Origin of the sequence: Hymenobacter sedentarius (assembly GCF_001507645.1) — a bacterium.
GTDB classification, from domain to species: domain Bacteria; phylum Bacteroidota; class Bacteroidia; order Cytophagales; family Hymenobacteraceae; genus Hymenobacter; species Hymenobacter sedentarius.
The window spans coordinates 4,508,363-4,526,215 of sequence record NZ_CP013909.1; the positions used below are offsets into that span (position 1 = coordinate 4,508,363).

Consider the following 17,853-nt stretch of genomic DNA (forward strand, 5'->3'; position numbering starts at 1 on the left):
GCTGACCCTCGGGAAGCGGGACGCCCCGTTGGCGGGGGTACTGCAGCTTCACTGTGTCGGGAGTAGGCGCGCGGGCAGAGCGCGGGACGGGGCGCAGCGGCGGGGCGTAGGGCCCATAGTGAGCAATGGAACGACCAACGGGAGAGAGGGAGCGAACGGCGGGCTCCGTAGCCCAGAAGCGAAGCCGCGGCCGGCGCGGGCGGTGGGCATTGGTAGGGGCTGGTGGCGCCTTTTTCAGGTGCTGCCTGACCCGCTGCCGGTTTGTTGCTGGCGCGTCGCTGAGTAGCTGCTGAAATGCGCAAGGGATGGGAAGGGCGCGACCAACGGGAGCGGTGCGCAGCACGGAAGCGAAGCGGACCCCTGGACAGCCCGCCCCCGGAGCGACCATCGGGAGCGGAGGGGATGCGCCCTGAATAATCCTATAAACAGAATCTAGCTGAAATGTCAGACCGAATATGCACTTTAGCGTAAGTTTATACAGAAGCGCAACTCACCATTTAGCATTTTGTAAGCCATGCTGTTCAGTAGCTCAAAACTTGGCCACATTGGCCAGATAATCAGTACCGGCGCGGTCTGGGAAATCGGTACTTCGGCCTTCACCCCTCCTACCGCGAATGAGATTGAAACCTTCGTCCACGTCGTCATTCAGGTAGTAGTGGGTGTCGTGACGATTTATGCGACCGTGCGCAAGATGTTCCAGAAGCCCGAAACGGTGGTTCAGCTACCGGCCGTGGGGGCGGTTGTGGCTCCGTCGGCGTCACCGGCTGCTGTTTCCTCCGAAACCTCTATTACCGATGTTGCTCATGGCGCCCACTAAGCCAGCCGCTGGAGGTGCCCCTAAGCGGCAACGGGTGGCGCCGGCGCTGGGGCCAATTGAACGGAAGATTCAGGCAGCGCGGCTGGTTCAGGCAATGCCGAGCCTGGGAGCGGCGTATGCCCATGCGCTTGCCCGGTGGGAAGCGGACCCGGTACTGCGGCTGCTGGGCTTGCCCATGATTACGGAATGCTACCGGTCGGTGGCGCGCCAAGAGGAGCTGTACGCGCAGGGGCGGACCAAGCCCGGGGCCATTGTGACGTACAAGCGCGGGGGCGAGTCGAAGCACAACTGGTTGCCCTGCCCTGCTCTGGACGTGGCGTTTCTGCTGCCGAATGGGGAAATGTCGTGGTCGGGGCTGCTGCTGAGCAAGTTTGCGCGGCTGATGAAGGCGGCCGATGCGCGGGTGCATTGGGGCGGCGACTGGCCCGGGTTTAAGGACCGGCCGCATTTTGAGGTATGAGCGATAAACGAAATGAGCAGCCCACATGGGCTGCTCATTTTTGCTTCGAACGGCGGTGTGGGAATAATACCAGTAGCTAAAAAACACATGATGCTGGTGCTGGCTAGCGGAACATGTTGTTTTGAATGATTAGTGGCGGGTGCTGGTAGAACAAAATCAGCCTGGGCAATTGTGGCAACTTGCTAAAGTTCTATGGTCTGAAAATCACATGACCGGATAGTTGCTACGGAGGCGGTAAATTGTCCATTCCAAATCTCATTCCCAAATGCTACTTATGAAAAAGTTATTCCCTCGCAACGCTTCAGTGGTGCTCCTGCTGGCGGGTCTGGCCCTGGCCAGTTGCTCGAAAAAACCGGATGCCTGCTTCACTATTGAGAAAGGCCAACCGAGCTCGAAGCTAAACGACGAGGTGGAAGTCAATGCGGCCTGCAGCACCGACGCCGACGACTACGTGTGGGACTTTGGCGACGGTGCCAGCACGACCGGAGCCAAGGCCAAGCACAAGTACAACGCGGTGGGACAGTTCACGGTGAAGCTCACGGCGAAGAACAGCAGCAAGGAATCGACGACGAGCAAGCAGGTAACCATTGTGCCCTAACGGCGGGACGTAGCGAACGTAAAAAGGCCCGCCTGGAAAGGCAGGCCTTTTTACTGTATGGTGTCAGTGGCGGCTAGCGGGTGCGGTGAAGCAGGAGCGGCCGGCAGGGCCTTGCGCTACCAGCAGCGGCGGGCTACGTCGGCCCTGGGTTCAGTGGCACAGCGGCCCAGCGGCGGGGTGGAAACGGGTTAGTGCTTGCCTTTGCCGTGGCCCTTGCCGCGCACTTCATAATACGCCGGGCCCGTGGGCACCAGGTACACGGCCTGGCCTTTTTTCAGCTTTTTGGGCTTGTACGGCTTGTACTTGGGCGCGTGCTCGACCACCACCACCTGGGGCTGGTAGGCGGGCTGGCCGATGTTGATGTTTATCTGGGCCTGGGCGGACGGCGCCGCAAGCAGGGCAAAAGCGCCGACCAGGGCCGTGCCGAGGAATTTAGAATAAGTATTCATACGAGCGGTTAATGAAGGCTAAAGGGTGACGGTGAGGGTGAAGTAGGAGCGGCCGGCGGAATCGTCTTTGGGTAGTACGTTGACGGGCTGCAGGTAGCGGTAGGCCACTTCGGCCGAGACCTTGCCGAGGGTATAGGCGACGGGCAGGCGCAGACCGTAGCTGAGCAGGGTGAAGCGAGTGGCGTCGGTGCTGGTAGTCGTGGGGGTGCCGATTTTGGTTTTGGGCTTTTTGTTGCCGCGCTGGATTTGCTGGGCGTCGCTGACTTGTGCGAAGTCCTGGGTGCCGCTGGCCTGGTCGTGGGGCTTGGACCGGGCTCACGCGGCGGGGCCAGTGAGGAACAGGGCGCTGGCCAGAACGAGCTTAGGGAAAAAGTGCGGCATGTGGGGAGGGGCGAAAACAAAGCAGCCGCTACCGGCGGCAACTTGGCCGAACTTGTGGCCCTGCGCGAAGCCTTGCGCACCTACGAACTTGCCCACCCCACAGAGCATGGGGGCGGTGCCCCTCGCCGGCGTTAGGTGGCTACGCAACTACCTCGTACGCTTCAACCTTGGGCTCGGGCGCGGGACGTACTGTTTTGGGAGCCGGTTGGGTAAGAGGCGACGTGCGTGGCAGGTGCATAGGCAATGTTGCGGGTACGGGTTGGGCGGCTTCGGCCTGCCAGCGGGCCACATCCTCAGCGGTGAATTTCGTCCACACGCCTTCCCGAAAGCAAGCTAGGCACAGGCCGAGTAACGCAAATAGCACACCGTACATCATGGTAACGCAGTTCGTGGAAAGGGCCTGGGGTCACAGACGAGGCCATTTACCCGCGTAGCTTCCTAAATGTTGCGGTTGATGGGTTACGGTTTGGTTACCAGGAGCCAATGCGCGGGTGCACAAGCTGGAGGGGTAAGGACGGGCAGCGGGTTGAAGCTTAAACAAGAGATGAAACGAGCGAACCACTTGGTTCGCTCGTGGTGGGTTGGGAAAAAGGATTGGTTTTGCCCTCAGCATTGGTGCTCGCTGAGCAAGCGCTGCAGGTCGGACAGGCGGCGCTCGACCTGGGTTAGCAGGTCGGCGGGCACGGGGATTTGGACGCCGTGGCGGGTGAAGAGGTAGCGCACCAGGGCGGTGAGCTCGCGCAGCTCTTCCTGGAGCTGGGCGCGGGTGTTTTCCCATTGCGCGGCCCCGTCCAGGGGCTGGGCCAGGCAGGCCAGGCGCAGGGCAATGGCCTGGCTGACGAGGGCGGCCAGCAGGTCGAGCACCCGCTGTTCGTCGGCGGTGAAGGTGCGGGGCCGGCGGTCGATGATGCAGAGCGTGCCCAAGGGGCGCTGGTCGGGCAGGCGCAGCAGGGCCCCGGCGTAGAAGCGCAGCTCGTTGCCTTCGGCGGCGTGCAGGGCCTCCAGGGGCACGGAGGCGCTGGTTTCGAGGGCCAGGTCGTGGTAGACCACGGCGCGGGCTTTCTCGATGGCGGTGGCGCAGAGGGCTTCCACGCGGGGCTGCCGGGCGTTGCCGGGCATGCCGTAGTTGACGGGGTAAAGCACCTCGTCTTCCTCGACCACGCTAATGAGCGAGATGGGCAGGCTGAACACCTGGGCGGTGAGGGCCACGAACTCGTCGAACACGGGCTCGATGAGGGTGGGCAAGACGTGGTGGGCGCGCAAGCTGCGCAGGCGCTCGGGCTCGTCGTCGGGCAACAGGGAAGCAGGGGTCGCGGACATGGCGTGTTCAGGTATCGAACCAGTGAATGGTGAACGTGGTGCCTTCGCCCACTGTGCTGGCGACCTCCAGGTGGCCGCCGCGGCTGGCCACCACGCGCTGCACCAGGTACATGCCCACGCCGGCCCCGGCAATGGCGGGGTGCTGGCGCTCGAAGGGCTGGAACAGGGGACCGGCGCGGTCGGGCAACACCATGCCGAGGCCGTTGTCCTGCACGACCAGCGTGGGGCGGCCGGGGGCCGGCAGGGTGCTGCGCACGAGGATGTGCGGCGGCCGGTCGGGGTGGGCGAACTTGAGGGCGTTGCTGAGCAGGTTGTGCAGGATGGAGCGCAGGTTGGCCCGGCCGTAGGTGAGCTCGGGGGCAGCGGCGAAGTCCAACTCGAAGGTGGCCCCGCTTTCCTGCACCTGCGTGCGCAGGCCGAGCAGCACTTCCTCGGCTACGGTGCGCAGGTCGAGCGGCTCGGCGGGGGCCGAGAGGCCGCGCTGCTCCTGCACGGTGGCGGCCAGCTCCTGCAGGGTGTCGTCGAGCTGGCCCAGGGCATCCTCCACCATGGTCAGGATGGGGGCCTCGTCGGGGTCGGCGAAGGAAGCCGTGCGGCGCAGCTCGTCGAACAAGCCGCGCAGGTTGAGCAGGGGCTGCTTGAGGTCGTGCGAGGCGGTGTACACGAAGGTGTCGAGGTCGCGGTTGGTGCGGGCCAGCTCGTCGTACTGGGTTTGCAGCGCGTCGCGCAGGCGGTGCTGGTCGTCCATGTCGGTGCAGGCCCCGAACCAGCGGGGGCCGCGCTCGTCGGCCCGCTGGCGGGCGCGCAGCAGGTGCCAGCGGTAGCGGCCGTCGTGGCGGCGCAGGCGGTAGAGGCCTTCGTAGGGCTGGCCGGTGGCCACGCTGTGCACCCACCCCCGGGCAGCGCCCACTTGCTCGTCGGGGTGGATGAGGGCCACCCACCCCGTGGGGCCGAGTTCCTCGGCGCTCAGGCCGGTGTAGTCGGCGGTGTGCTGGTTGTAGTAGTCGATGAGGCCCTGGGCCGTGGCCGTCCAGATGAGCTCGGGGATGCTGTCGGCCAGAAAGCGCAGCTCGGCCTCGCCGCGGCGCAGGGCCTCGGTGAGTTCGCGCTGGTCGTGAATTTCCGTAAGGGCGCCGTGCCAGAACACGGGCTGGCCGGGGGCGTGCAGCTCGGGCAGGCCGCGGCTCAGCACCCAGCGGTACTGCCCGTCGTGCCGGCGCAGGCGGTACTCGTAGCTCCAGCCGGTGCCGGCGGTGCGGGCCGTTTCGGACTGGTAGAGCACCCGCAGGCGGTCGTCGGGGTGAATGAGCAGGGGCCAGATGGCGTTGAGGTCGGCCGTGACGGGCTGGCCGGTGAAGTAGTACCACTGCGGGCTCACGTATTCGAAGTGGCCGGCCGCGTCCACGGTGAAGGTGATTTGAGGCACGGTTTCGGTGAGCACCCGCAGGCGGGTGTCGAGGCGGCGGGTTTCGATGGCCAGCTCGTGGGCCCGCTGGCGGGCCTGCTCCTGCTCGGTGACGTCGACGGCGAAGAGCAGCAGGCCGCTGGCGGTCTGGTCGTCCTCGCTCACGGGCTCAAGGGTCAGGTCGTAGTAGCGCAGCACCGTGCCCGCGTCGGCGGTGGACGAGGGCAGGCCGTAGGCCCGGGCCACGAAGGGGCGGCCGGAGCGGTACACCTGCTGCATCACCTCCACCAGGTCGGGCGGCACGGGGCCCGGCTGGGCCAGCAGGGGCTGGTTGGGGGCCACGGGGGCACCGAGCAGGGTTTCCAGGGCCCCGTTGGCGAAGCCCACGCGCAGCTCGGGGCCGAGCAGGGTGGCCACGCCGGCGGGCAGGCGCCGCAGCACGTGGGGCAGGTGGGTGGGCTCAAGCATGCAGCGTTTCCACTTCGGCGGGGAGGGCGTCGGGGCCGAACACGGCCACGCGCACCAGGTCGAGGAGCAGCGCGTCGGCGATGGCCAGCGTGGGCGGCAGGGCGGGCACGCGGGTGGGCTCCAGGAACCCGGCCAGCTGGTCGAAGCTGGCGGGCTGGAGCGGGTGGAAAGCCATGGACCACGCCGGGAAGCTGCGGGCCGCAATGGGCTTGTGCACGAGCTTGTGCACGTCGGAGTGGCGGCCGTCCTGGGCAATGCGAGCGTAGAGGGCCTCCACCACCTCGGCTTCGCCTTCGATGAGCTGGGCGATGTGGCCGTGGCTGTAGAAGAGGATGCCGGTGATGCCGAGGCGGGCGTTGTTGCGGTGGCACTGGTCGAGCAGGTGCTGCAGGTCGGCGTCGGAGAGCGGGTGTACGGCCCGGCTCAGGTAAACAAGGTGAATCATGCGGCGGGGCGGTATGAGGCCGGGCGGTAACGGAACAAATTTAAAAGGAACGCCCCATATAGGGCCGAGGCGCGGGGATGCGGGCCACTGCTGACGGCCCGGCGGCAACGGGTGGGCCGCGTGGAATAAAGTTGGCCGGTTGGCGCGGCTAGCGCTCCTGGTTGGCGCGGCCGAAGTGCTCCTGCACCACCTGGGCGATTTTCTCGGCGGTGAGGGGCTTGGTGAGGAAGCCGGCCACGGGCAGCGCGTCGGCGCGCGCCACGTCGGCGGGGTGCAGCGAGGTGGTGAGCATGATGATGACGATGGCCTGCTGCCGGGCCAGCGGCAGCTGCTGGTAGGCGGCAAGAAAGTCGAAGCCGTTGAGGACGGGCATGTTGACGTCGAGGAAAATCAGGTCCGGGCAGGCGGGCGCCACGGGGTCGGTGCAGGAAGTGGCCAGCACGTGCAAGGCTTCCTGGCCGTTGAGGGCCTCGCGCACCTGGCCGGTGACGGCCAGGCGCTGGAGCAGCTTGCGGTTGAGGTAGTTGGTGGCGGGGTCGTCGTCGACGAGCAGGGTGCAGCGGATGGGCGTTGGGGACATACAGCGGGCAGCCGTTACGGATTAGCGGGGAAACCAGACAGCGAAGGCGGTGCCCTCCCCGACCCGGCTGTGTACTGTGATTTGGCCGCCCGCGTTTTCCACCATGCGCTTGACCATGTACAGCCCGAGGCCGGAGCCCTCGACGTGGGTGTGCAGGCGCTGAAACATGGCGAAGACCTGCTCCTCGCGGGCCAGGTCGAGGCCCAAGCCATTGTCTTCGACTTCGAGCACCACGAACGCCTCTTCCAGGCGGGTGCGGACCTGCACCAGGGGCGCACGCTCGGGGTGGCGGTACTTGAGGGCGTTGCTGAGCAGGTTGAACACCACCGAGCGCAGGTTTTTTTCCGAGAACCGCAGCGGGGGGCAGTGCTGCACGTCGACTTGGAGTTGGCCGCCGGTTTGACGCAGCAGCGGGGCCAGGTCGAGGCGCACGTCGTCGAGAACCGGGGCCAGGGCCACCTGCGCGGTGGGGGGGTCGTGCTCCTTTTGCAGCTTGGACACCTCGGTGAGGTGGTCGATGGTGCGCTTGAAACGGTCGACGGCCCCTTGCATCAGGTTCAGGATGTGGGCCACTTCGCCGGTGGGCGCGGGTTCGGGCAGCTCGTGGCGGAGGGTGTCGAGCAGGCCCTCGATGTTGGTGATGGGGGCCTTGAGGTCGTGCGAGGCCGTGTAAATAAAGTTGTCGAGGTCGACGTTGGTGCGGGTGAGCTGCTGGTTGGCGGCGGCCAGCTCCTGGGCCGCGGCCTGGGCCTGGCGGGCGCTGCGCTCCACGGCCTGGCGGGCCTCCACCTGCTCGGTGATGTCGGACACGAGGGTGTAGAAGCCCGCCACTGCGCCGGCCGGCCCGTCGGGGATGAAGATGGCGTGCACGTGCCGGATGAAATCGGGGCGGTAGGCCATGCGGGCTTCGTACTCGACCCGCTCGCCGGCCAGCGCCCGCTCGATGTTGGGTCGTACCTGCTCGTAGGCCGCCGCGCCCGCCACCTCGCGCGGGTGCCGGCCCACCACCTCGGCCGGGGTGAGGCCAAACCAGCCGTGGTAGGCCTGGTTGGCGAAGCGGTAGGTCTGGTGGCGGTCGATGTAGCTGATGAGCACGGGCAGCGCGTCGGTGAGCAGCTGCAGCTGGCGGGCGCTGGCCTCGCTGGCCTGGCGGGCCTGCACCTGCTCGGTCACTTCGAAGGCGAACACCAGCACGCCGTCGACGCGGCCGTGCTCGTCGCGCCGGGCCTGCTGGATGTAGTTGAAGTACCGGTCTTCGAGCACCCCATCCTCGGGCCGGGCCACGGGCACGAGGATGCCCAGCTCTTCGTTGGTTTCGCCCGTGTCGAGCACGCGGCGGATGGTGCGGTAGGCCTGGTGCGGGGCCAGCTCGGGCAGGGCCGCCAGCAGGGGTTTGCCGAGCAGGTCGCGGCCGCCGAACATGGCGTGAAACCCGGGGTTGACCAGCTCGAACACCAGCTCGGGCCCGGCCAGGATGCTGATGGCGGCCGGGGCCTGCATGAACAGGTCGTGAAGCCGCTGGCGCTGGGCTTCGCGTTCGCGGCGGGCGCGCACCTGCGCAGTCACGTCGTTGGCGAAGATGGAAACGCCGGCAATGCGGCCGTCTTCGCGGTAGGCCTGGTAGGTGAAGGTGAAGTACACGTCGCGGGCGGGCTGGCCGTCGGGCTGCTCGACGGGCAGCAGCATTTCCTGGCCGTGGTAGGTGTCGCCGGTGCGGTACACCCCGTCGAGCAAGGTCAGGAAGCCCGTGGCCACGGTTTCGGGCTGGGCCTCGGCCACGGGCCGGCCGGTGAGCTGGCGGTCGGGGAAGAGCTGCTGGAGGGCCGTGTTCACGTACTCGTAGCGGTGCTCGGGCCCGCGCAGGATGCCCACGGCGGCGGGGGTGTCGGCCAGAATCTGGTAAAAGGTTTCGCGCTGCCGGGCCTGGGCCTCGGCGGCGGCCAGCACTTGTTCCTGCAGGGCTTCGGCCTGCTGGCGGATGCGCACCCGCTCGGTGACGTTGACGGCAAAGCTCATCACACCTTCGATGTGCCCGGCGGCGTCGAACAGGGGTTGAAAGGTGAGGTCAAAGTACACATCGTGGAGCACGCCGTCGTTGCGCAGGTCGAGGCGGCTGAGGCGCTCGTGTACGTAGCGCGGCTGGCCGGTGCGGTACACCTCGTCGAAGGGCGCGTGCTGTTCCTCGGGCAGCTCGGGGAGGGCCTGGCGGCGGGGCAGGCCGAGCAGGGGGCGGTTCTGCAGCAGCTCGTAGGTGCTGGGGTGCACGAGCGTGAGCACGTGCTCGGGGCCGGTGAAGATGTTGATAAAGGCCGGGGCCTGGTTGAACAGGCGCAGCAGGCGGTTGCGCTGCTCCTCGGCTTCGGCGCGGGCGGCCTCGGCTTCCTGGGTGCGCGCGGCAACCCGGGTTTCCAGCTCCTGGTTGAGCAGCTCGAGCTGCTGGCGGGCCCGCACCTGCTCGGTCACGCCGTAGGAGAAGTCGAGCACGCCGTCGATGGCGCCCTGCGGGTTGCGCAGGGGGTGCAGGTAGAGGTTGAGGAACACCTGCTCGGGCTGGCCGTTGCCCTGGAAGTCGAACCAGCCTTCCATCTCGCGGGCGAAGTAGGGCTCACCGGTCTGGTACACCCGGTCGAAGAGGGCCACCACCCCGAGCCCGATGGCCTCCGGCATGCCTTCGCGAAACGGCCGGCCGGCGAAGGAGCGGCCCGGGAACAGGCCCTGGTAGGGCGGGTTGACGAACTGGTAATGGTGGTCGGGGCCGTGGTAGACGGCTACGTAAGCCGGCAGCTGCATGAGCACCTCGTGGAAGCGCTGGCGCTGGGCCTCGGCCTCGGCGCGGGCCGCCTGTTCGGCGGCCTGGCTCTCGTGCAGCTGCTGCTCGGCGCGGCGGCTGGCGGTGACGTCCTGGACGGACTGAAGGATGAATTGCACCTGCCCGGCGGCATCGAGCACGGGCGTGTGGCGCGGCAGCCAGTGGCGCTCCACGAACCGGCCGGGCCGCGCGGGGTCGGGCACGTCGTAGTGCTGCGGGGCCATCTCGTGCGGCTGGCAGGTGGCCAGCACCTGCAGCAGTGAGGCGCGCACGTTGGCCACGCCGTTGGCCTCGGGCGTGTTGGGGTTGTCGGGAAAGGCGTCGAAGAGGTACTGCCCGACGAGGGTGGCCCGCTCGGTGAGGGTGGCGACCAGGTAGTCGTCGCTGGCGCCTACAATTATCCATTGCGGGGACAGCAGCAGGGTGGCGCCGGGCTGGGCGTTGAAGACGGGCAGCAGGTCGAGCGGGGCCGGGGACATGGGCAAACAGAAACAGGGCCGGCCGAACGGGTGACGGGCAACGTAGGTGCTAGTTAATACGGCGGGGCCGCAAATAGGTATGACGGGGCCGGGTTCACGCTGCTTTTACTGCGGGTGGGCAAACCAAGCGGCGGCTCGGCGAGGCAGTATTTCATTTTTGGGGATGCCTTGTTCAGCCGTTTCGACGGGCCGGCTGTTACAGGGCGGTACTTACTTTTTCACGCGGTTTAATTCTTCTTTTTATGGATTTGCATTTTGTTCGCCGCGGCACCGGCCGCCCCCTGTTATTGGTTCACGGCATCGGCGGAAGCTGGCGGTCCTGGAATACCATCATCGACGCGCTGGCCGCTGAGCGCGACGTCATTGCCGTCGATTTGCCCGGCCACGGCGAAACCCCCCAGCTGGAAGGCGAAAACTCTATCGCCACCTTGGCCGACGCGGTGACGGGCTTTCTCACCCAACACGACCTGCTCGGCATTGATGCCGTGGGCAGCTCCATGGGCGCCCGCCTGGTACTGGAGCTGGCCCGGCGCGGCGGCGTACTCGGTGCGGTGGTGTCGCTGGACCCGGGCGGGTTCTGGCAGGGCTGGCAGATTCCGTTCTTCTACCATTCGGTGGACGTGTCGGTCAAGCTGGTGAAGGCCCTGCAGCCGGTGATGCCCGCCCTGGCCGGCTCGGCGGTGGGCCGCACGGTGCTCTTGCCCCAGTTTTCAGCCCGCCCCTGGGCCGTGGATGCGCAGCAGGCCATCGACGAGATGTACACCTTCGCCCACTCGCCCGCTTTCGACGAGTTGCTCGACCAGCTGGCGCACGGCGAAGTGCAAAAGCCCGCACCCCAGGGCAGCATTCCCGGGCCCCTGATCATTGGCTGGGGCCGGCAGGACCGGGTGTGTTTGCCGAGCCAGTCGAAACTGGCGCTGGAGAAATTCCCTGATGCGCGCCTGTATTGGTTTGAGCACTGCGGCCACTTCCCGCAGTGGGACCAGCCCGCCGAAGCCACGCGCCTGATTCTGGCCGTGACCAGCCGCCAGCCCTTCACCGACGAATCCATTGCTTTGTCAAAATCAGAAGAGGCCGCCCCGGCTTTGCCTAAGGCGGCCGTGGTAGGAGCCGCGCTGGCGCTGCTAGCCGGCGGCATCTGGCTGCTCTCGTCGCGGCGGAAACGGGGGCGGTAGCAGGGGGCGCACGAGAATAGGAACAGAAAACCCCGCTAAGAAATCGGGTACTGCTAATTACCTGGGTGCCGACGTCTTTCAGGGTGAGGACCATCGTGAGGACGCTGGTGCGGTCGGCGACTTGCTCCCAGGGCACGGGCTGGGAGCAAGCGCGGGCCATCAACCGTTACCACCTGCCGGACGAGGGCTTCTGACCGGTTAACCTGGACCACCTCACAGCAACCTAGCCGATAAGGGATTCGTTAGCCGAATAACTTTTGTTTTCACGCTTCACTCCAACCCGCTATGGTTTCTTTTACGCGTTGGCGGCTGCCCACCCTGGGCCTGTCCGCACTTACCGTATTGACGCTGGCTATGTGCCAGAGCAATTCCACCAAGACCACGGAGGGCACCGCGCAGACGCCCGCCGATTCGACGGGGACGGCGCCTGCGGTAGCGGGTTCAACCGGCAATGCCGAAGCAGGCCGGGACGTGTTTCGCAACGAAACTTTCGGCACCGAGGGCTTCTGGACCAACGCCGTGCGCATGCCCCAAGGCATGAAAGCGGCCAAGCTCACGGTGATGGACGCGCTGAAAGCCGGCGTCAGCTTCGACGTGGACGCCATGCCCGCCGATGTGAAAGCCGCCTTCGCCAGCGAGCTGAAAACCGACCATTCGCCGGCCAAAGCCCCGAAGCTCAACGACCCGGCCACGATGGACGCGCTGGTGAAAGCCAACGCCGTCATCGGCATGGTACCGAAGGGGGCCCTGGTGGGCGTGAGCTGCGCCCTGTGCCACGCCGTGACCGACAAGTCGATGTTTGACCTGGGCGGCAAGGGCAGCATCGGCAAGCGGATTGACGGGCCCACCCCTCACCAGCTCAATGTGGGCAAGCTGCTGGCCACCGCCGCCAACTCGCGGGCCCTGTTCACCACGCTGCAGCTGCGGCAGCCGGACGGCAGCACCATTGGCCGGGCCCCGAAGGGCCTCACCGCCACCTCCACCGAGGCAGAGGTCGACGCTTACCTGAGCAACCCCAAATTCTACCCCATCGGGACCTTTGACGACTCGCCCGATGGCAACGGCAACCCCGTGCACATCGCGCCCTTCTTCCGCCAGGATTTGGCCGCTCCCTTTGGCAGTTCGGGGCAAAACGACAAGCTGGACGATTTCAACAACACGGTCTATACGGCCCTGTTCGACCAAAGCAACCTGCTCTCGCCCGGCGGCAAGCAATTTATCCACGTGCTGGGCGGGGCCGGCGGGGACGCCATGCTGGCCGATTACGCGAAGGTGCTGGCGGCTACCGGGGTCACGGGCTTTCCCTATGTGACCGCCTCCACGGCCGGCAAGCCCGGCGATGCGCCCACGCCCACCGGCAAGCGCGTCGACGAGCAGAAGCTGCGCGATTTGAACGCCTACGTGTCGGCCCTGGCGGCCCCGAAAGGGGTGGTAACGGATGCCGCGCTCGTGAGCCAGGGCCGGGCGTTGTTTGCCTCGAATAACTGCACCAATTGCCATAACACGGACCAGAGCAAGCCGGTCATGACCAAACTGATTCCGATGAATCAGATTTACCCGGACTACAAGCCCAAGGTCCTGGCCCAGCGCCAAGCGCCGCTGAGCCCCATTCAGAATGCGCCCGGCACGTTCGACGACAAGATGATTGTGGTGGACGCCAGCCCCGGCGGCGGCATTCGCGGCAACGCCCTGCCGCTGTTACTCGACCTGGCCCGCAAGCCCGTGTTCCTGCACGACAATTCCGTGCCCAGCCTGGAGGCGCTCCTCAATCCCAACCGCGGCAAAGGCGCTCCCCACCCGTTTTACGCGGTCAGCGCCCAGGAGCGGACGGCGCTGGTCGCGTACCTGAAAAGTTTGGACACGGGGCCTGACAAAGGCGTGGCCATGCGCCGGTAGCTCAACCGCGAGTTACCCACCAGTAACGAAGCCGGACTGCCTAGTAGGCGGTCCGGCTTTTTTTATGCCTCGTTAGACAAGACTGGTCTGACCGGCGCGCACGCCCGTGCCAGTGACGAAGTCAATGAGGCCGCGGTTGAGCTTGTCCTTCTCGGTGATGAACAGGTCCTGCCGGCGGGCTAATAAAGCGCTACCGTAGTTCCGCTATCTTCCGCCTGGAATTAGGCTGGTTCGTATCTTTCGGTCAGACCCTTTCCGCCCGGACAGTCCCAAGACACCGATTCGCTACGCCCCTTCCCTCCCATGAATGCTACTCCGGTACTGCCCACGGCAGCCGACGAAGCGGCGCTGGTGCAGCGCCTGCTGGCCCGCGACGAGCAGGCCCTGCGGCTGGTGCAGGAACGGTACGCGCGTAGCTTGCAGCTGGCGATTCAGCGACTGGTGCGCGATGAGGTGCTGGCGCAGGACGTGCTGCAGGAGGGGCTGCTGAAAATCTGGCTGAGCATTGCCAGCTACGACCCCGAGCGCGGACGTTTCTTTACCTGGATGGTGCGGGTGTGCTGCAACCACGCCATTGACGTGCTGCGGAGTCCGCGGCAGCGGTTCCATCAGGGCAATAAGTCGCTGGAGGTGAGTGCCGCGCAACAGGCCAGCTCCCCGGCCAGCTTCAACCCGGAACACATTGGGGTGCGGGAATTGACGCTGGAGCTGAAGCCCAAGCAGCGCGAGGTGGTGGAACTGCTTTGCTTCGGGGGGTGCACGCAGGTGGAAGCGGCCGAGCAGCTGGGCGTTCCGCTGGCCACGGTGAAAACGCGGGCCCGGGCGGCGCTGGTTGCACTGGCGCGGGTGGCGCGGGTGATATGAGGAGGGCTTTGGGGAGTTACAAGAAGCGTCTCTCCTACTGTGATTGTCATGCTGACCAAGGAAGCAACTTATCGCCGCTGAACGACTCGTTCTGGCCTGAGAAGGGGCTTCCTTGGTCAGCATGACAGACGATTGTAATTACTACCCCACGCGAGATGCTTGCCTGCGGCGCCCTTCGGTTCGGCTGCACACTGCATGACGTTCTTTTTTGCGCTTTGCACGACGCGTTCTGAAACTGCTGCAAATTGTGGCAGCGGTTACCAATCCGTCGCAACGAAAGCTACCTTCGCGGCTCTACCTACTGCCTGGCCTTTTATAGGAGGCCGGGCTACTCCGCAAGGATTTAACGCGCACCGTGCTCTACACTGACTTTGAAACCCGCTGGCTGAAATCCGGCGGCGCGGAGCGGGCCAACTATGGCCTGTTTCTGCAAGACTTCTGCGACTTGCTGGGCGTGCCGCGCCCGGACCCGACCACCGACAACCCCGCGCAGGACGCCTACGTGCTGGAGCGGGCCGTGACGTTTGACGACGGGGGCGGCAAGCAGACCACGGGGCGCATCGACCTGTACAAGCGGGGGTGCTTTGTGCTGGAAACCAAGCAGGGCACCACCTCGCCGGATGAGCAGGCGGCGGCCGAGAAAGCGCAGCTGGGCCTGCCGGCGGAGAAGCGACGCAAGGGCCACGCGGTGCGCGGCACGGCCAAGTGGGAGCAGATGATGCGGGCCGCGCAAGAGCAGGCGCTGCGCTACGTGCGGGCCCTGCCAGCAAGTGAGCCGCGGCCGCCGTTTGTGGTGGTGGTGGACGTGGGGCACTGCTTTGACGTGTACTCGAACTTTGCCGGGGTGGGCGACAGCTACGTGCCGTTTCCGGACTCGGGCACCTACCGCTTTTACCTGCCGGTGCTGGCCAAGCCGGAGCTGCGGGCGCAGCTGCAGCAGCTCTTTACCGACCCGCAAAGCCTGGACCCGGGCCGCCGGGCGGCGCAGGTAACGCGCCAGCTCGCGGGGCACCTGGCGGGGCTGAGCAGCCAGCTGGAAAAGGCGGGGCATGCGTCGGAGGTGGTGGCGCAGTTCCTGATGCGCTGCCTGTTCACGATGTTTGCCGAGGACGTGGAGCTGATACCGAAGGAGTCGTTTTCGGGGCTGCTGACGGCGTATGCCGGCACGGAAGAAGCACGGGGCTACCTGCCCGAGGCGCTGCAAGGCCTGTGGGCGGTGATGGACAAGGGCGGGTTTTCGCCGGAGCTGCGCACGCGACTGCGGCGCTTCAACGGGCAGCTGTTTCACGGGGCCACGGCGCTGCCGCTGAACGCCGACCAGATTACGCTGCTGCAGCGGGCGGCCGCGGCCAACTGGACGGAAGTGGAGCCGGCCATCTTCGGCACCTTGCTGGAACGGGCGCTGGACCCCACCGAGCGGCACAGCCTGGGGGCGCACTACACGCCCCGGCGCTACGTGGAGCGGCTGGTGCTGCCCACGGTAATTGAGCCGCTGCGGCGGGAGTGGGCGGCCGCGCAGGCGGCCAGCGCCACCCGCCTGGACGAAGGCAAGGGCAAGAAGGCGGTGACCGATGCCCGCGAGGAACTGCTGAAGTTTCTGCGGCGGCTGACGGCAGTGAAGGTGCTGGACCCGGCCTGCGGCTCGGGCAACTTCCTGTACGTGACGCTGGAGCACCTAAAGCGCCTGGAAGGCGAAGTGCTGACCAGCCTGGCGAAGCTGGGCGGCTCGGGGCGGCTGGAGCTGGGCGACGGCACCACGGTGAGCCCGCGGCAACTGCTGGGACTGGAGCTGAACCCGCGGGCGGCGGCCATTGCCGACGTGGTGCTGCGCATCGGCTACTTGCAGTGGCACCTGCGCACCCATGGCCTGACGGAGCTGCGCGAGCCGCTGCTGGATGACTACCAGAACATCCGGCAGCAGGACGCGGTACTGGGGCACAACGAGGACTACAGCCAGACGTGGCCGGCGGAGTGGCCAGCGGCGGATTTTATTGTGGGCAACCCGCCGTTTGTGGGGGATAAGGCCATGCGGCGGGCCTTGGGCGATGGGTACGTGGACGCGCTGCGCAAAACCTACAAAGGCAAAGTAGATGAGTCGGCTGACCTGGTCATGTACTGGTGGGAGCGGGCTGCCGAAATAACGCGGCAAGGCCATGCGGAAGCATTTGGCTTTATCACCACCAACTCCATCACGCAGACATTCAACCGGCGTCTTATTCAGCGGCATTTGGCGGCCGAACCGCCCCTGTCGCTCACCTTCGCGATACCCGACCATCCCTGGGTTGACAGTACCGACGGAGCGGCCGTGCGCATTGCGATGGGCGTGGGGCGTGCTGGCACATACTCGGGAAAGGTGGCGACGGTGGTGCGAGAAACGGCCGCAGGGGACGACGATGCGCCCACTGTAGAATTGGTGGAGGCGGATGGGGTAATTAACTCGGATTTTACCACGGGGGCGGACGTGGCAGGGGCGCAGGCGCTGAAAGCCAACGAGGGCATCTCCAGCAACGGGATGATGCTGGCGGGTTCGGGCTTTATCGTCACAGAGGCTCAAGCCCATGCGTTAGGACTGGGCACCGTGGCGGGGCTTGAAACCCGAATACGGCCGTACCGCAACGGCAAAGACCTAACGGCACGCCCTCGCGGGGTGTACCTGGTGGATTTGTTCGGCCTGACCGAAGCCGAAGCCATTCGCGAGTATCCGGCCGTGTATCAGCATTTGTACACCCACGTGAAGCCGGAGCGCGACAACAACAACCGCAAAAAGCTCAAGGAAATCTGGTGGCAGTTTGGGGAGACGCGCAAGGGTTTGCGCCTGGCTCTAAAAGGGCTGCCGCGCTACATAGCCACACCCGAAACGGCAAAACACCGCATTTTTCAGTTTCTAGAATCAGGGATAGCGCCTGACCATAAATTGGTTAATATAGCTTCAGGAGACGCCTACAACTTAGGAATCTTATCAAGCAGAATTCATACTTCTTGGGCAATGGCGAGTGGGAGTTGGCTAGGAGTAGGAAACGACTCTGTATATACCAGCAGCCGATGTTTTCAGACCTTTCCGTTCCCCATCGCAACTGAATCGCAGCAAGCCCGCATACGTGAACCAGCGGAAGACTTGGACGCCCACCGCAAGCGCCAGCAGGCCCAACATCCCGGCCTCGCCCTCACCGACCTCTACAACGTGGTGGAAAAGCTGCGGGCCGGCCAGCCCCTCACCGCCAAAGAGCAGACGACCCACGAGCAGGGTTTGGCTGCCGTGGTGCTCAGCCTGCACCAGCAGCTCGATGCGGCCGTGGCCGAGGCCTACGGCTGGCCCGCCACGCTGCCCGACGCCGAGATACTGACGCGCCTGGTGCAGCTAAACCAGCAGCGGGCGGCCGAAGAGGCGGCCGGCACCGTGCGCTACCTGCGGCCCGAATACCAGGCCCCCGGTCAGCAGCAGGGCACCATGGCATTGGCGACTACGGTGGCTGCAGTGAGCGACGTGGCGACGGCAGAGGCCCAACCATGGCCGGCCGAGCTGGCGCAGCAGATGCAGGCGTTGCGGGCCGTGGTGCAGGGCGCGGCGGTGCCGCTGACAGCTAAGCAGGCGGCGGCGCGCTTCCGGGGCACCAAGGCCGCGAAGGTGCAGCCCCTGCTCGACACGCTGGTGAGCCTGGCGCTGCTGCGGCACGTGCCGGAGCTGGATGCGTATGCGACGTAGCCAG

Annotated in this window: 13 protein-coding genes; 7 read left to right on the forward strand and 6 right to left on the reverse strand. The window is 65.9% G+C overall.

Features of this window, described 5'->3' with window-relative positions; translation table 11 throughout:
* The first annotated feature begins 514 nt into the window (after nucleotides 1-514).
* The 3 genes from AUC43_RS18400 to AUC43_RS18410 all read left to right on the forward strand — a co-directional run bounded on the left by AUC43_RS18400 (nucleotide 515) and on the right by AUC43_RS18410 (nucleotide 1,875).
* Nucleotides 515-817, forward strand: a complete 303-nt coding sequence (locus AUC43_RS18400; protein ID WP_068197140.1) for a hypothetical protein — start codon at nucleotides 515-517, stop codon at nucleotides 815-817.
* Nucleotides 818-992: 175 nt separating this feature from the next.
* The gene (locus AUC43_RS21670) at nucleotides 993-1,277 is read left to right on the forward strand and encodes a M15 family metallopeptidase (RefSeq protein WP_233254050.1); all 285 of its coding nucleotides are present in this window, start codon (nucleotides 993-995) and stop codon (nucleotides 1,275-1,277) included.
* 274 nt (nucleotides 1,278-1,551) lie between these two features.
* Nucleotides 1,552-1,875, forward strand: coding sequence for a PKD domain-containing protein (locus tag AUC43_RS18410; protein ID WP_068197145.1), 324 nt, complete (start codon nucleotides 1,552-1,554; stop codon nucleotides 1,873-1,875).
* Between the two features lie 188 nt (nucleotides 1,876-2,063).
* On the opposite strand, the gene AUC43_RS18415 is transcribed toward AUC43_RS18410, so the two are convergent.
* The 6 genes from AUC43_RS18415 to AUC43_RS18445 form a co-directional block, all read right to left on the reverse strand.
* A complete protein-coding gene (locus AUC43_RS18415) occupies nucleotides 2,064-2,324 on the reverse strand; it encodes a hypothetical protein (RefSeq protein WP_068197148.1) in 261 nt (86 codons plus the stop codon).
* Nucleotides 2,325-3,311: 987 nt separating this feature from the next.
* Complete coding sequence (locus AUC43_RS18425) at nucleotides 3,312-4,025, reverse strand: GAF domain-containing protein (RefSeq protein WP_082685206.1); 714 nt, start codon at nucleotides 4,023-4,025, stop codon at nucleotides 3,312-3,314.
* A gap of 7 nt (nucleotides 4,026-4,032) precedes the next feature.
* A complete protein-coding gene (locus AUC43_RS18430) occupies nucleotides 4,033-5,898 on the reverse strand; it encodes a PAS domain-containing sensor histidine kinase (protein ID WP_068197154.1) in 1,866 nt (621 codons plus the stop codon).
* The gene (locus tag AUC43_RS18435) at nucleotides 5,891-6,343 is read right to left on the reverse strand and encodes a BLUF domain-containing protein (protein WP_068197156.1); all 453 of its coding nucleotides are present in this window, start codon (nucleotides 6,341-6,343) and stop codon (nucleotides 5,891-5,893) included. The genes AUC43_RS18430 and AUC43_RS18435 overlap by 8 nt, the downstream gene beginning before the upstream one ends.
* 148 nt (nucleotides 6,344-6,491) lie before the next feature.
* Nucleotides 6,492-6,923 carry a response regulator gene (locus AUC43_RS18440; protein WP_068197161.1) on the reverse strand — a complete coding sequence of 144 codons (432 nt, stop codon included), beginning with the start codon at nucleotides 6,921-6,923 and terminating at the stop codon, nucleotides 6,492-6,494.
* A gap of 21 nt (nucleotides 6,924-6,944) precedes the next feature.
* On the reverse strand, nucleotides 6,945-10,211 hold the full coding sequence (locus tag AUC43_RS18445; protein WP_068197166.1) for a PAS domain-containing protein: 3,267 nt from the start codon (nucleotides 10,209-10,211) through the stop codon (nucleotides 6,945-6,947).
* Nucleotides 10,212-10,453: 242 nt separating this feature from the next.
* On the opposite strand from AUC43_RS18445, the gene AUC43_RS18450 reads away from it, so the two are divergent.
* The 4 genes from AUC43_RS18450 to AUC43_RS18465 all read left to right on the forward strand — a co-directional run bounded on the left by AUC43_RS18450 (nucleotide 10,454) and on the right by AUC43_RS18465 (nucleotide 17,849).
* Entirely contained in the window at nucleotides 10,454-11,386 is a 933-nt protein-coding gene (locus tag AUC43_RS18450; protein ID WP_068197170.1) for an alpha/beta fold hydrolase, read from the forward strand.
* A gap of 285 nt (nucleotides 11,387-11,671) precedes the next feature.
* Nucleotides 11,672-13,282: a hypothetical protein gene (locus AUC43_RS18455; protein WP_233254051.1), complete on the forward strand. Its 1,611-nt coding sequence runs from the start codon at nucleotides 11,672-11,674 to the stop codon at nucleotides 13,280-13,282.
* A 303-nt stretch (nucleotides 13,283-13,585) separates the two neighbouring features.
* A complete protein-coding gene (locus AUC43_RS18460; protein WP_068197172.1) occupies nucleotides 13,586-14,146 on the forward strand; it encodes an RNA polymerase sigma factor in 561 nt (186 codons plus the stop codon).
* Nucleotides 14,147-14,501: 355 nt separating this feature from the next.
* Nucleotides 14,502-17,849 (forward strand): class I SAM-dependent DNA methyltransferase, encoded by a 3,348-nt coding sequence (locus AUC43_RS18465; RefSeq protein WP_068197175.1) that lies wholly within the window; start codon nucleotides 14,502-14,504, stop codon nucleotides 17,847-17,849.
* Nucleotides 17,850-17,853 lie beyond the last annotated feature (4 nt).